12 protein-coding genes and 1 pseudogene are annotated in these 11,485 nt (G+C 68.6%); 3 read left to right on the top strand and 10 right to left on the bottom strand.

Annotation, left to right across the window (positions count from 1 at the left end; all coding sequences use genetic code 11):
• Positions 1 to 72: 72 nt before the first annotated feature.
• Together psb34 and KBY78_RS11595 are read right to left on the bottom strand one after the other, a co-directional pair.
• Positions 73 to 240 carry a photosystem II assembly protein Psb34 gene (gene psb34, locus KBY78_RS11600; protein WP_006172771.1) on the bottom strand — a complete coding sequence of 56 codons (168 nt, stop codon included), beginning with the start codon at positions 238 to 240 and terminating at the stop codon, positions 73 to 75.
• Positions 241 to 309: 69 nt separating this feature from the next.
• On the bottom strand, positions 310 to 1,128 hold the full coding sequence (locus KBY78_RS11595) for a thiazole synthase (protein WP_255143715.1): 819 nt from the start codon (positions 1,126 to 1,128) through the stop codon (positions 310 to 312).
• Positions 1,129 to 1,253: 125 nt separating this feature from the next.
• Between KBY78_RS11595 and KBY78_RS11590 the strand changes: the two genes are divergently transcribed.
• Positions 1,254 to 1,820 carry a hypothetical protein gene (locus KBY78_RS11590; protein ID WP_255143714.1) on the top strand — a complete coding sequence of 189 codons (567 nt, stop codon included), beginning with the start codon at positions 1,254 to 1,256 and terminating at the stop codon, positions 1,818 to 1,820.
• 56 nt (positions 1,821 to 1,876) lie between these two features.
• Here KBY78_RS11590 and KBY78_RS11585 read toward each other — a convergent pair whose 3' ends face one another.
• The 3 genes from KBY78_RS11585 to rpmI are packed head-to-tail and all read right to left on the bottom strand — an operon-like array spanning position 1,877 to position 3,156.
• Complete coding sequence (locus KBY78_RS11585; protein WP_255143713.1) at positions 1,877 to 2,500, bottom strand: tetratricopeptide repeat protein; 624 nt, start codon at positions 2,498 to 2,500, stop codon at positions 1,877 to 1,879.
• 51 nt (positions 2,501 to 2,551) lie between these two features.
• Complete coding sequence (gene rplT, locus KBY78_RS11580; protein WP_255143712.1) at positions 2,552 to 2,899, bottom strand: 50S ribosomal protein L20; 348 nt, start codon at positions 2,897 to 2,899, stop codon at positions 2,552 to 2,554.
• A 56-nt stretch (positions 2,900 to 2,955) separates the two neighbouring features.
• Positions 2,956 to 3,156 (bottom strand): 50S ribosomal protein L35, encoded by a 201-nt coding sequence (gene rpmI, locus KBY78_RS11575; RefSeq protein WP_094554864.1) that lies wholly within the window; start codon positions 3,154 to 3,156, stop codon positions 2,956 to 2,958.
• Positions 3,157 to 3,306: 150 nt separating this feature from the next.
• On the opposite strand from rpmI, the gene KBY78_RS11570 reads away from it, so the two are divergent.
• Both KBY78_RS11570 and KBY78_RS11565 read left to right on the top strand, forming a co-directional pair.
• Positions 3,307 to 4,809 carry a SpoIID/LytB domain-containing protein gene (locus tag KBY78_RS11570; RefSeq protein ID WP_399215783.1) on the top strand — a complete coding sequence of 501 codons (1,503 nt, stop codon included), beginning with the start codon at positions 3,307 to 3,309 and terminating at the stop codon, positions 4,807 to 4,809.
• 55 nt (positions 4,810 to 4,864) lie between these two features.
• Positions 4,865 to 6,256 (top strand): glycosyltransferase family 2 protein, encoded by a 1,392-nt coding sequence (locus tag KBY78_RS11565; protein WP_255143710.1) that lies wholly within the window; start codon positions 4,865 to 4,867, stop codon positions 6,254 to 6,256.
• A gap of 11 nt (positions 6,257 to 6,267) precedes the next feature.
• Here KBY78_RS11565 and KBY78_RS11560 read toward each other — a convergent pair whose 3' ends face one another.
• The 5 genes and pseudogenes from KBY78_RS11560 to KBY78_RS11540 form a co-directional block, all read right to left on the bottom strand.
• Positions 6,268 to 8,091: a DNA polymerase III subunit gamma/tau gene (locus KBY78_RS11560; RefSeq protein ID WP_255143709.1), complete on the bottom strand. Its 1,824-nt coding sequence runs from the start codon at positions 8,089 to 8,091 to the stop codon at positions 6,268 to 6,270.
• 34 nt (positions 8,092 to 8,125) lie between these two features.
• A complete protein-coding gene (locus KBY78_RS11555) occupies positions 8,126 to 8,806 on the bottom strand; it encodes a lecithin retinol acyltransferase family protein (protein ID WP_255143708.1) in 681 nt (226 codons plus the stop codon).
• Positions 8,807 to 8,889: 83 nt separating this feature from the next.
• A complete protein-coding gene (gene clpX, locus KBY78_RS11550; RefSeq protein ID WP_255143707.1) occupies positions 8,890 to 10,230 on the bottom strand; it encodes an ATP-dependent protease ATP-binding subunit ClpX in 1,341 nt (446 codons plus the stop codon).
• Positions 10,231 to 10,319: 89 nt separating this feature from the next.
• Positions 10,320 to 10,961, bottom strand: coding sequence for an ATP-dependent Clp endopeptidase proteolytic subunit ClpP (gene clpP / locus KBY78_RS11545; protein WP_006172782.1), 642 nt, complete (start codon positions 10,959 to 10,961; stop codon positions 10,320 to 10,322).
• 48 nt (positions 10,962 to 11,009) lie between these two features.
• Positions 11,010 to 11,485 (bottom strand): annotated as a pseudogene (locus KBY78_RS11540) (trigger factor); the annotation flags it as partial.

Here is an 11,485-nt window from a genome sequence, read left to right as displayed (position 1 = left end):
GCCGATGCTCCTGCTGGCAAGCTACTACAGGCGTTCCGCCCCCCCCCCAGCAGGCAGCCGGGATCCAGACGCTCAGCTGATCCCCGCCGCCACCGCCACCATCAGCAGCACCAGCACCACACCCCCCAGCAGCAGCATGGTGGTCGAGCGGCTGCGCCCTGCCCCCGTCTCGATCACCTCCATGCGGGGCTCCCTGGCGAAGGCATTGAGTTTGCCGCCGTCTTCCTCGGTGACCGACATGGATGGGGCGCAGTGGATGCCGCAAGTTACCCAGTGCCGGCGGCCTTGGCCTTTCCCTGAGAAGGACTGTTACGGGATCTCGGCCGGAGCGGGGGAGCCGACAAGGCCCTGCTGCGGTGAGCTGGCGCTGGCCTCGGAGCGCACCGGCAGCCGCCCGGCCAGGTAGGCGGTGCGGCCCGCCACCGTGGCCATGGCCATGGCGCGGGCCATCGCCGCTGGATCACCGGCCATGGCGATGGCGCTGTTGATCAGCAGGGCATCGGCGCCCATCTCCATGGCCTGGGCGGCTTCGCTGGGAACACCGATGCCGGCGTCCACCACCACGGGAACGCGGGCGCTCTCGATGATCAGGCCGATGTTGGCGGCGTTGCGGACCCCCTGGCCAGAGCCGATCGGAGAGCCCAGCGGCATCACTGTGGCGCAGCCGGCCTCCTCCAGCCGCCGCGCCAGCATCGGATCGGCGTTGATGTAGGGAAGCACCACGAATCCTTCCTGCACCAGGGCTTCAGCGGCCTGGAGGGTGCCGATCGGATCCGGCAGCAGGTGCCGGCTGTCCGGAATCACCTCCAGCTTCACGAAGTTGTTGTCCTCCTGGCCGGCCAGCCGCGCCAGCTCCCGGCCCAGCCGTGCCACCCGCACCGCCTCCTCGGCGGTGGCGCATCCGGCGGTGTTGGGCAGCATCCAGTGGCGGCTCCAGTCGATCGCCTCGATCAGACCCTCATGTCCAGCGGCCAGCGACTGCACCCGGCGCACCGCCACGGTGACGATCTCGCAGGAGCTGGCCGCCAGGCTGGCTTTCATCGCCGCCAGGCTCGGGTATTTGCCGGTGCCGGTCATCAGGCGGCTGCGGAAGGGCCGTCCCGCGATCACCAGGGTGTCGCTGTCCATTGGGATGTCGTCGAAGCCCCAGCCATGCCGCGAAACTACCGCGAACGATGGCCCCGGCGGCTGTTTCGGTCCGCCGGATGGCGCCGCCGCCCTTAGCCTGCTCCCACGTGCCCTGAACCTTCCCGATGCCGCTGCTTCTGCCGCTGCTCCTGGCTGCCGCCGCCCCCCAGCTGGCCATGAATCCCTTGCCGGTGGGAAGCGTCGTGCCTTTCGGCGCACCGCCCACCTCAGCGGTGCAGGTTTTCGAGGCCGAGCTGGGGCCGGTGGAAACCTTTGATCCGAAGGGCCGGGCCGTTGATCTGGCCCGCGACCTGCCGAGGGTGTGGTCGGGCGTCTACCGCTCTTTCAGCGGCGGCGCGCCCCTGCCTGTGCAGCTGCGCCTGGAGGAGGCCACCCCCATGGGCCAGATGGTCGACCTGCGCGGTGAGATGCAGGTGGGAGAGACCACCGTGGCGGTGCAGGGCAACCTCAACGCCAAATCCGACCAGCTCGATCTGCTGATGCTCTGCGACTGCGAAGTCGGCGGGATGGAATCGGGTGGGGAAATCAGTGGGGTGCAGGGCCTGGAGCTGGCGGGCTGGGTCGCGCCGCGTCTGACCAATCCCGGCGGTCGCTTCGACCTGCGTCCAGTGGCCCAGGTGGCAGCTCCAGCGGCACCTTCCAGTGGACCGCCGGTACGGGGATTGTGGTGACCGAAAGCCAGATTCAGCGAGGTGTTTGAGATTCAAAGGCTGCTGAAGAGGCAGCCTCAGGACGGTTTCTTCTGACCTGAGGTGTCGTTCTTGGTTGAGGCTGAGCGCCCGGCTGTTGGGGCCATCCCCTGGGCCGGGCCAGCCGTTTCAACGGTCTCGGCTGGGAAGCGACGATCGAGCAGCTTCAGGCGCTTGCTCGTGGTCTTGTTGCCGGGATCAAGGGCCAGGGCCTGGCTGTAGGCCTGGCGGGCCTCCTCGGGCAGAGACTGGCGCTCGAGGGCATAACCCAGGTTGTTCAAGGCCACGGGATAATCCGCTTTGGCCTGCAGGGCCGACTTGTAGTGACGGATGGCTGCGGCATGGTTGCCCTGGGCCGCCAGAGCAAAACCCAGGGCGTTCTGCATCAGCGCCCGTGCTTCACCCGGTTCGCCGTCCGAGCGCTTCAGAGCCAGTTTGAGTGTGTCGACGGCCTGGTCGTAGAGACGCTTGCGCAGCTGCACCGAGGCCAGCTCGTAGAGCGTGGCGGAATCCTTGGAGTCTTCCTTGACCTTGATCTCCAGCTTCGCCAGGCGAACTTCATCAGCGCGCACACGCCAGACCTGCAGGCCGATCACCACGGCTGCCCCCCCCAGCAGAACGATCAGGCCGATCAGATAGGCCTGTGGAAGGAGAAGGTCCATCGGGCCTGCGGGGGTTGGCTAATGCGCGGAGTTGATTCGGGGAGCCTGAGGTCAGGCGCGGGCGGCGCCCACCACGTCGCTGAAGCTGCCGGGATCGGCCAGGGCGAGCTGGGCGAGCATCTTGCGGTTCAGCTGCACATCGGAGTGCTTGAGACCACCGATCAGGCGGCTGTAGCTCAGGCCGTTGAGGCGAGCGGCGGCGTTGATGCGGGCAATCCAGAGGCGACGGAAATCGCGCTTGCGCCGGCGACGGTCGCGGTAAGCATTGCAGAGGGCCTTCATCACCCGCTGGTTCGCGGTGCGGAAGAGGCTGCCGTTGCTGCCCTGGAAACCGCGGGCGAGGCGGAGGACCTTGTTACGGCGTTTACGGGCGACATTGCCCCTCTTGACGCGGGCCATGGAAATCTCTCAGTTGAACGGTGGGAATCAGGAGCTGCCGGCTTTCGCCTGGCTTCTCAGCCTGCGTAGGGGAGCATGCGGCTCACGTTGTCGGCATCGCGCTCATCGACGACCGCCATGGTGCCGAGGTAACGCTTGCGCTTGGGGCTCTTGTGATCGAGCAGGTGGTTGTGGAAGGCGCGCCGACGCATGAACTTGCCACTGCCGGTCACCTTGAACCGCTTGGCAGCTGCTCGGCGGGTCTTGAGCTTCGGCATGTCTGGCGCCCGTTCACAAACAACCAAAGTACGACGTGGATGCCCCTTCCGCCAACTCCCCCAGGATCATCCCCTCGGCCGTACGGTTTTTCGATGCGATTCCCCGCTCCGCCCTCACCACTCTTCCTGTCCCGTCTGGCGCCCCTCGCCATGGGCTTCGGCAGCTCCCTGCTGCTGGCCCCGGGCTGCCGTGCCATGCCCGCGGCGGCCTTGCACTGGCCCACCTCCCCTCGCCCCGCCATCGAGCGCAGCCAGCCGGTGCTCTGGGTCGCCCTGGGTGCCCGGCTGGGGCCGGCCCCTGGGATGGCTGCCGCCAAGGCGGAGCCACTTCTGTTGAAGGCCGCCGCCGGCAGCCTCGAGCTGGAGGACGCCAGTGGCCGCAAGCTCCAGGGCCCCAGGCTGAGCCTGCGCTGGCGGCAGCGGCCCCTGCCGGAGCCCCTGCTGCTCGAGCGCACCGTGCTGGGCCCCTTCCCCAGTTTTGAAACGGCTGATCAGGCAGCCTCGGCCTGGCGCCTGCTTGGTGTGGAGCCCGTGATCGCCCATCCGGCGGAGTGGGAGGTGTGGGCCCCCCCCCGCACGGCTCCGCCCGAGGGATTCCAGGCCAGGGCCTGGACGCGGGAGGAGACAACCCGCCTGGAGCTGGAGGCCACGGCAGCCGACGGCAGCGTGGTGGCGCTGCAGGGTCCCCTGCGTTTGAAGGCCCCGCAGGGCTTGCGCTGGGGCAAGGGAGTGTTCCAGGGACCCTTCCGCTTGCAGGCCAACGCCTACGGCGGCTGGAGCCTGATCGAGCAGGTCCCCCTGGAGCGCTATTTGCTGGGGGTCGTTCCCCATGAGATCGGCGCTGGCTCCCCAGCGGCGGCCCTCGCCGCCCAGGCCGTTCTCGCCCGCACCTGGGCCCTGCGCAACAGCCATCGCTACGACGTCGACGGCTACCACCTCTGCTCCGACACCCAGTGCCAGGTGTATGCCGACCCGCGCCAGGCCGGCGCCGCCGTGCGCCGTGCCGTTGAGGCCACCCGCGGGCAGGTGCTGAGCTGGCAGGGGCAGCCCATCCACGCCGTCTACCACGCCAGCAACGGCGGCATCTCGGCCGGATTCGAGGAGGTCTGGAGCGGCCCGCCCCTGCCTTACCTCCAGGCCCGCCCCGATGGGCCGCCGGCCTTTGCCCAGCGCTTCGGGGTGCCCCTGCCCGCCGCCTCCTTGCCGGAGCTGCTGCGCCAGGGAGGCACCGCCTATGGAGCGGGCCATCCCCTGTTTCGCTGGACCCGGCAGCTGGATGTCACCCGCATCCGCCAGTCCCTGGAGAAAGGACCTGGCGGGGTTGGAGAGCCGAGGGAGATCAAGGTGCTGGAGCGCGGCCCCAGCGGCCGGGTGCTGGCCCTCTCGGTGGTGGGCAGCAGCGGCCAGCGGGTGCTGCGCCGCGACGCCATCCGCCGCACGTTCCGGCAACTGCCGAGCACCCTCTTCGTGCTCAAGCCCGATGGGTCCGGCCGCTGGAGCTTCATGGGTGGTGGCTTCGGCCATGGCGCCGGCCTCTCCCAGCAGGGGGCCATCGATCTGGGCGGTCGCGGCTGGAGCCAGAACCGGATCCTGGCGCACTACTACCCGGGAACCGAGCTGGTAACCATCGAAGCCCTCAGTGGGGGCCTTTAGAGTTCGCCCTGACGCGGACCAGCCACGCCGGCACGGTTGCCATGACGGAGTTGCCATGACAGCCACCGGTTCCAGCCCCAGGGGGCGTCGCGGCAAAGCTGCCCTGTTCGTTGTGCTCTGCGGCTGGGCCGGGGTGGCGCCCCACTGGCTGGAGCCGCCCCGCAGCCTTCTGCCAGCCGCCAGCCTCACCCTTCTGCTGGGCGCCTATGTGGTGCGCACCGTGCTGGGACAGCTCTGGCGTCGCAACCCGCCGCAGAGCTCAGCTGACGGCCCCTGGCCGGGACCCTGGCCATCCGTGGATGTGGTGGTGGCGGCCCGCGACGAGCAGGCCGTGGTCGGCCGTCTTGTGGAGCGGATCAGCCGCCTGCGTTACCGCCATGGGGTTCTGCGCCTCTGGGTGGTGGACGACGGCAGCGAGGACCGCACGCCTGAGCTGCTGAAGGCCCTCGAGGCCAGCACGCCGATGCTGCGGGTGCTGCGGCGCCCCCGCCATGCCGGCGGCGGTAAGTCGGGGGCCCTCAATGCGGTGCTGGAGCAGCTCGAAGGCCGCTGGATGCTGGTGCTCGACGCCGATGCCGGCCTGCAGGAGGATCTGCTCGAGCGGTTGATCCCCCAGGCTGAGCAGGGCAGCTGGTCGGCGATGCAACTGCGCAAGGCAGTGGTGAATGCAGGCTGCAACCTGCTGACCCGCGCCCAGGCGATGGAAATGGCCCTCGATGCTGTGGTGCAGGAGGGCCGGCTGGCCGGCGGCGGTGTGGCGGAATTGCGGGGCAACGGCCAGTTGCTGCGCCGGGAAGCGATCCTCCGGGTTGGCGGCTTCAATGAGGACACCGTCACCGACGACCTTGACCTCAGTTTTCGCTTGTTGCTGGCCGGTGAGCCGGTGGGCGTGCTCTGGGATCCCCCCGTGGAGGAGGAGGCGGTGCTCACCATTCCGGCCCTCTGGCGCCAGCGTCAGCGCTGGGCGGAAGGTGGCCTGCAGCGCTTCTTCGACTATTGGCCGGGGCTGATCTCGGAACGCCTCAACCCCGCCCAGAAGCTCGACCTCACCAGCTTCTTTCTGCTGCAGTACGTGCTGCCGATGGTTTCGGTCGTCGACCTGCTCGCCGCTTTGGTCAGCCGCACCGCCCCCACGGTCTGGCCCCTGTCGATCGTGGCCCTCGGCCTCTCTGGCGCAGCGTTCGTGGCCGGCTGCCGCCGCCCCAGCGAAGGTCCTCCCCTGCCGGCGATGAACCCCCTGGCGGCCGCGCTGGGGATCACCTATCTCATGCACTGGTTCGTGGTCATCCCCTGGGTCACCCTGCGCATGGCCCTGCTGCCCAAGCGCCTGGTCTGGGCCAAGACCCAGCACCTGGGGGGCGACAGCGGGATCGAGGCCAGCGCCGATGACCTCCCCATCGATCCCCTGGCTGATCCGCTCTCGGATCCTTCCACCCAGGCCTCCTGAGCGGGTCCGCTTCACTCCTCCAGGCTCACCACTTCGCCGTTGAAGAAGTCGGCCAGGCGGCGGGCCTGGTCATCGAGCGGTTGGCGCTCAGGCCGATCAGGGGTTGGGTTCGGCGCTGCCTTCACAGGAGCAGGAGATGGCGTCTGGGCAGCGGCCATCGCCTGGGGGGCCGCTGCCTGGGAAGTCATCGCCTTGGAGACCACCGCTGCTGCAGACGCTGAAGGGGCGTGATCCAGGGGTGGTGCCGTGGGCGGCCCCACTGGTGGTGTTCCAGTGGGCCTGGCCACCATCGGTGGAGTGACCACCACCGGGCTGCTGGGCTGGTCGGAGGCCTCCAGCAGCACCTGGCGGGGGCTGCCCAGGGCCTGGCGCAGCGCCGACTCCAGCAGGGGCAGGCGGCTCTGCACCATGGCGATCCACTTGCTGCTGACCCGCACCACCGCCCGCTGGCCATCGAGGCGCAGCAGGGAGGCCTGCTGGGAGAGCAGCATGCGGGTGGAGGGCAGCTCCAGGCTGGAGAGAATCTGCTGCCAGAGCTCCCCGAGATCCTGGTGGTCCGGGCCGGCCGCAGGGGCGTTGGAGGGAGCTGGGCTGGCTGGGGCGACGACTGGAGCCGCAGGAGGAGCTGCTGCTGCTGCCTGGGGGGCTGTTGGCGTTGCCTCGGGCACCTGGGGCTGGGGCTGAGCCGTCGGGGCTTGGGGCCGTACCATCGCCGGGACGGCGGCGGCAGCTGCCGGCTCCGCCAGCAGCCCCAGCAGCAGCACCTCGAGCCAGAGCCTGGGTTGGGCGCTCTGGCGCAGCTGCTGTTCGCTGCCCTTGAGCAGCGCCTGCCAGCTGAGCAGCCGTGCCTTGCCGATGCGGCGGGCCTGCTCGGGCAACAGCGGTTGCAGCTGGGTGCTGACCGCAGTGAGCTCCAGCCGGTCCGGGGCCACCCCGGCCAGCACCAGATCCCGCAGCAGGCTGGCCAGACCCTGCAGCACGGCCCCGGGCTCCCGCCCCCGTTCGAGCAGGCGCCGGCAGGTCTCGAGAATGCCCACGGGATCGCCCTCTCCCATGGCGGCCACGAGCTCCAGCAGCTCCTGCTCCGGCACGGCGCCGAGCAGGTCCCAGACCGCCGTGGCCTCGATCGGTGCGCTCAGCAGACTGAGCTGGTCGAGCAGGCTCTCGGCATCGCGGAGGCCCCCCTGGGCCCGCAGCGCCACCACGTGCAGAGCTTCGGGGGTGATGCCGATCTCCTCTTCGCTGGCGATGAAGCGCAGATGGCCCTCCAGGGCCTCCAGGGGAATACGGCGGAAATCGAAGCGCTGGCAGCGGGAGAGGATCGTCGGCAGCACCCGCTGGGGATCGGTGGTGGCCAGCACGAACACCACCCGTGGCGGGGGCTCCTCCAGGGTCTTGAGCAGGGCGTTGAAGGCGGCGGTCGAGAGCATGTGGCACTCATCGATCACGTAGACCTTCCAGCGGGCCTGCACCGGCGCGAAGCGGGAGCGTTCGATCAGCTCGCGGATGTTGTCGACGCCGGTGTTGGAGGCGGCATCGATCTCGATCACATCGAGGGCGTTGCCAGCGGTGATCGAGCGGCAGAGCTCACAGCTGCCGCAGGGGTCGGGGGTGGGTCCTGCTGCCGTGAGGCAATTGAGCGACCGCGCCAGGATCCGTGCGCTGGAGGTCTTGCCCGTGCCCCGGGGCCCGCTGAACAGGTAGGCCGGCGCGATCCTGTTCTGGCGCAGGGCACTGGTGAGGGTGGAGGCGACCGCCTCCTGCCCCACCAGCTGGTCGAAGCGCTGCGGCCTGTACTTCTGGGGCAGGGGCAGGTAGGCACGGGCCTGGGTCATGGAGGCTGCTCCCCGGACGGCCTGGCCCATGAGGCTACTCAGAGGGTTTCGCCGCCAGCAGGCGCTCCAGGCGGTCTTCCATCTCCTCCACCTCCTCAAGCTGGTCGGCCAGGTTCTGGGCCGCCAGGCGCAGCTTGGCGAACGGCTCCGACGCGCTGTCTCGGCCTTCCCCCCAGCGGGCCTCCGCCCGGGCCAGCTCCGCCTCCAGCTTCTGCTGCAGCTTCAGGCGCAGACCATCGAGCTGCTCCAGGCTCTGCAGTGCCAGGGTCCGGCCCTTCTCCAGCTGCTCCCCATCCAGGTTGAGGCCCTGCCTGAGCAGCAGGCGCACGGCGGTGATCAGGGCTGCCGGCACCAGCTGGCCGAGCATCAGAGCTCCGAGGCTGCCGGTGTGCAGCCAGCCCTCCACCTGGGCGCTGCGGTGACGACCGGTCTTGCACCAGATGGCGAAATGCTCGCAGTTGTTGAAGATCAGGTTGTAGCGCTGCTCCCCCAGCCGGCCCATGGCACGGCGCAGGGTCATGCCCGCCGCAGAGATCTCGGTGGGGTCATAGGCCACCACCGCCACGGGTTCACCGCGGCTGAAGTCCTCGAGGGGTGAGCGCAGGATCTCCCGGCCCTCCAGGTAATGAGCCACGCTGCCATCCCCCAGGTCGATGCCGTGGTGGTTGAACAGCCCATGCTGCCGGGGCACCTGGAGATGGTCGGCGGCTGCCATGGGCCGTGATCGCGGGGCAGGACCGCTTTACCCTGCCGCCGGGCTTGCGCACGGAGCAAGGAGGGTCAGGGGTGGATTGCCGTTCAGGCCGATTCCTGCTGGCTGACGACGTTGGGATAGGGGAGCACCTTGGCCTTGCTGCGTTGCTCCACCAGCTCGCGGGTGATCGTGAACGAGCTGACCTCGTTGTTGGAGGGCAGGTCGTACATCAGATCCAGCATCAGCTCCTCGACGATGCCGCGCAGGGCACGGGCACCGGTGCGGCGGCGGTGGGCCTCGTGGGCGATCGCCTCGATGGCGCCGGGCTCGAACTCCAGGCGCACGCTGTCCATGCTCATCAGCGTCTGGAACTGCTTGACGAGGGCGTCGCGCGGTTCGGTGAGGATCGACTCCAGGGAGCGCACATCAAGGGGTTCGAGCACGGCGCTCACGGGCAGCCAGCCGGTGAACTCCGGGATCAGGCCGTAGCGCACCAGATCGTCGGGTTCGAGGTGACGCAGCACGTGGCTGGCCTTGAGTTCGCGATGGCCGCGGCCGCGGCCATCGGCCGGCAGGAAGCCGATCGAATTGCGCCCCAGGCGCCGCTGCACCACCTCTTCGAGGCCGACGAAGGCGCCGCCGCAGATGAACAGGATCTGGCTGGTGTCGATCTGGATGCAATCCTGGTAAGGATGCTTGCGGCCCCCCTGGGGCGGAACGTTGGCGACGGTCCCTTCCAGCATCTTGAGCAGCGCCTGCTGCACGCCTTCGCCGGACACGTCGCGGGTGATCGAGGGGTTCTCGCTCTTGCGGGCGATCTTGTCGATCTCGTCGATGTAGATGATGCCGCGCTGGGCCTGCTCCACATCGAGGTCGGCCTTCTGCAGCAGACGCAGCAGGATGTTCTCCACGTCCTCACCCACATAGCCCGCTTCGGTGAGGGTGGTGGCATCGGCCACGGCGAAAGGCACATCGAGCAGTTCGGCCAGGGTCTGGGCGAGCAGAGTCTTGCCGCAGCCGGTGGGGCCGATCAGGAGGATGTTCGATTTGTGCAGGCGGGTGGCGCTGCGGTCGGTCTCGCCCTTGCCGTCCCCTTGCCAGGCCAGGCGCTTGTAGTGGTTGTAGACCGCCACCGAAAGCACCTTCTTGGCCTCGTCCTGGCCCACCACCTGCTGATCGAGGAAGGACTTGATCTCCTGGGGTCTGGGGATGCTCGCCAGGGTGGGGGCGGGCTTGCTGCTCTTCTTGACGGCTGGTTTGCGGCCGTGGTCGCCGCTGGGCCTGGCGCTGCCGTGGCTCTCCACCAGCTCCTCATCGAGGATCTCATTGCAGAGATCGATGCACTCGTCGCAGATGTAGACCCCGGGTCCGGCGATCAGTTTGCGCACCTGCTCCTGAGACTTGCCGCAGAACGAGCACTTGAGATGGGCGTCGAACTTGGCCATCGGGCTGGGGCGTCCTGGTCAGGGGGTGGGGCATGGGCCGGCCTTCCAGGATGGGCCGGAACCTGAGATCCGTCAGCAGACCTTAAGGATCAAACCGTGGTGGTGTCATCCACGACACGATCGATCAATCCGTAGCTGACGGCTTCGGGCGGAGATAAAAAGTAGTCCCGGTCGGTGTCCTCCGCAATCTTTGCGAGGGGCTGGCCGGTGTGCTCAGCCATCAGACCGTTGAGGGTGTCCTTGAGGAAAAGAATCTCCTTGGCCTGAATCTCGATGTCGACAGCCTGCCCCTGGGCGCCTCCGAGGGGCTGGTGGATCATGATCCGCGCGCTGGGCAGGGCCATGCGCTTGCCCTTGGTGCCACCCGAGAGCAGGAACGCCCCCATGCTGGCCGCCAGGCCATAACAGATCGTTACCACGTCGGGAGCCACCTGCTGCATGGTGTCGTAGATGGCCAGCCCGGCCGTGACGGAGCCGCCCGGTGAGTTGACGTAGATCTGGATGTCCTTTTCGGGATCTTCCGCTTCCAGGAACAGGAGCTGGGCCACCAGGGAGTCGGCCACCTGATCGTCGATGCCTGTGCCCAGAAAGATGATCCGCTCCCGCAGGAGGCGGGAATAGATGTCGAACGCCCGCTCGCCGCGCCCCGACTGCTCCACCACGGTGGGCAGCACGCCTGGCGAGGCCTGCCAGCTGTTGTGGATCGGATGGGAGCGAAGGGCTTCGATCACGCGGCCGGGGCAGGGGGAAACGGTGCAGACGTTCAATCTATGGCGGCCTCAGGCCTGGTCGTCGGCGCTGGCAGCAGACTCGGCCTCAGGGGCTTTCTCCGTGAGGGTGCTGTTGGCTTCGAGCCACTCCAGCAGGCTCTCGCGCAGGAGATCTTCGGCCACGGCTTCGCGCAGCCGCAGCGGATCGATCGAACTGGTGTCGCTCAGACCCTGAATGACCTCCTTGACCTTGGCCTCGATGGCGTCGGCCTCCGGGCGGATGTCTTCGGCTTCGGCCAGGGCCTTGAGGGCGAAACTGCGCCGCAGCCGCTGCTCGGCCTCGGGGCGGGAGCTGTCCATCAGGCTGCGCACCAGATCGGGGGTGAACAGCTTCTTCACATCCATCCCTTGCTGGGCGATCTGGGAGGCGGTCTGCTCGATCAGCGAGCGGATCTCCTGCTGGATCAGTGTCTCGGGCAGGTCCACCTCGCGCTGCTCCACCAGTGCCGTCAGCAGGGCGTCGTGGCGGCTGCTGCGGGCCCCCC

This window comes from Synechococcus sp. EJ6-Ellesmere, from assembly GCF_024345875.1.
GTDB lineage: Bacteria > Cyanobacteriota > Cyanobacteriia > PCC-6307 > Cyanobiaceae > Regnicoccus_A > Regnicoccus_A antarcticus.
This window is presented reverse-complemented; position numbering and strand designations above follow the sequence as displayed.

What these genes read in the sequence shown, in the direction of transcription:
- clpX (WP_255143707.1), bottom strand. Translation starts at nt 10,230, where the DNA reads ATGGCCAAGTTCGACGCCCATCTCAAGTGCTCGTTCTGCGGCAAGTCT.
- KBY78_RS11595 (WP_255143715.1), bottom strand. Translation starts at nt 1,128, where the DNA reads ATGGACAGCGACACCCTGGTGATCGCGGGACGGCCCTTCCGCAGCCGC.
- rpmI (WP_094554864.1), bottom strand. Translation starts at nt 3,156, where the DNA reads ATGCCGAAGCTCAAGACCCGCCGAGCAGCTGCCAAGCGGTTCAAGGTG.
- KBY78_RS11570 (WP_399215783.1), top strand. Translation starts at nt 3,307, where the DNA reads ATGGGCTTCGGCAGCTCCCTGCTGCTGGCCCCGGGCTGCCGTGCCATG.
- rplT (WP_255143712.1), bottom strand. Translation starts at nt 2,899, where the DNA reads ATGGCCCGCGTCAAGAGGGGCAATGTCGCCCGTAAACGCCGTAACAAG.
- KBY78_RS11560 (WP_255143709.1), bottom strand. Translation starts at nt 8,091, where the DNA reads ATGACCCAGGCCCGTGCCTACCTGCCCCTGCCCCAGAAGTACAGGCCG.
- KBY78_RS11585 (WP_255143713.1), bottom strand. Translation starts at nt 2,500, where the DNA reads ATGGACCTTCTCCTTCCACAGGCCTATCTGATCGGCCTGATCGTTCTG.
- KBY78_RS11555 (WP_255143708.1), bottom strand. Translation starts at nt 8,806, where the DNA reads ATGGCAGCCGCCGACCATCTCCAGGTGCCCCGGCAGCATGGGCTGTTC.
- psb34 (WP_006172771.1), bottom strand. Translation starts at nt 240, where the DNA reads ATGTCGGTCACCGAGGAAGACGGCGGCAAACTCAATGCCTTCGCCAGG.
- KBY78_RS11565 (WP_255143710.1), top strand. Translation starts at nt 4,865, where the DNA reads ATGACAGCCACCGGTTCCAGCCCCAGGGGGCGTCGCGGCAAAGCTGCC.
- KBY78_RS11590 (WP_255143714.1), top strand. Translation starts at nt 1,254, where the DNA reads ATGCCGCTGCTTCTGCCGCTGCTCCTGGCTGCCGCCGCCCCCCAGCTG.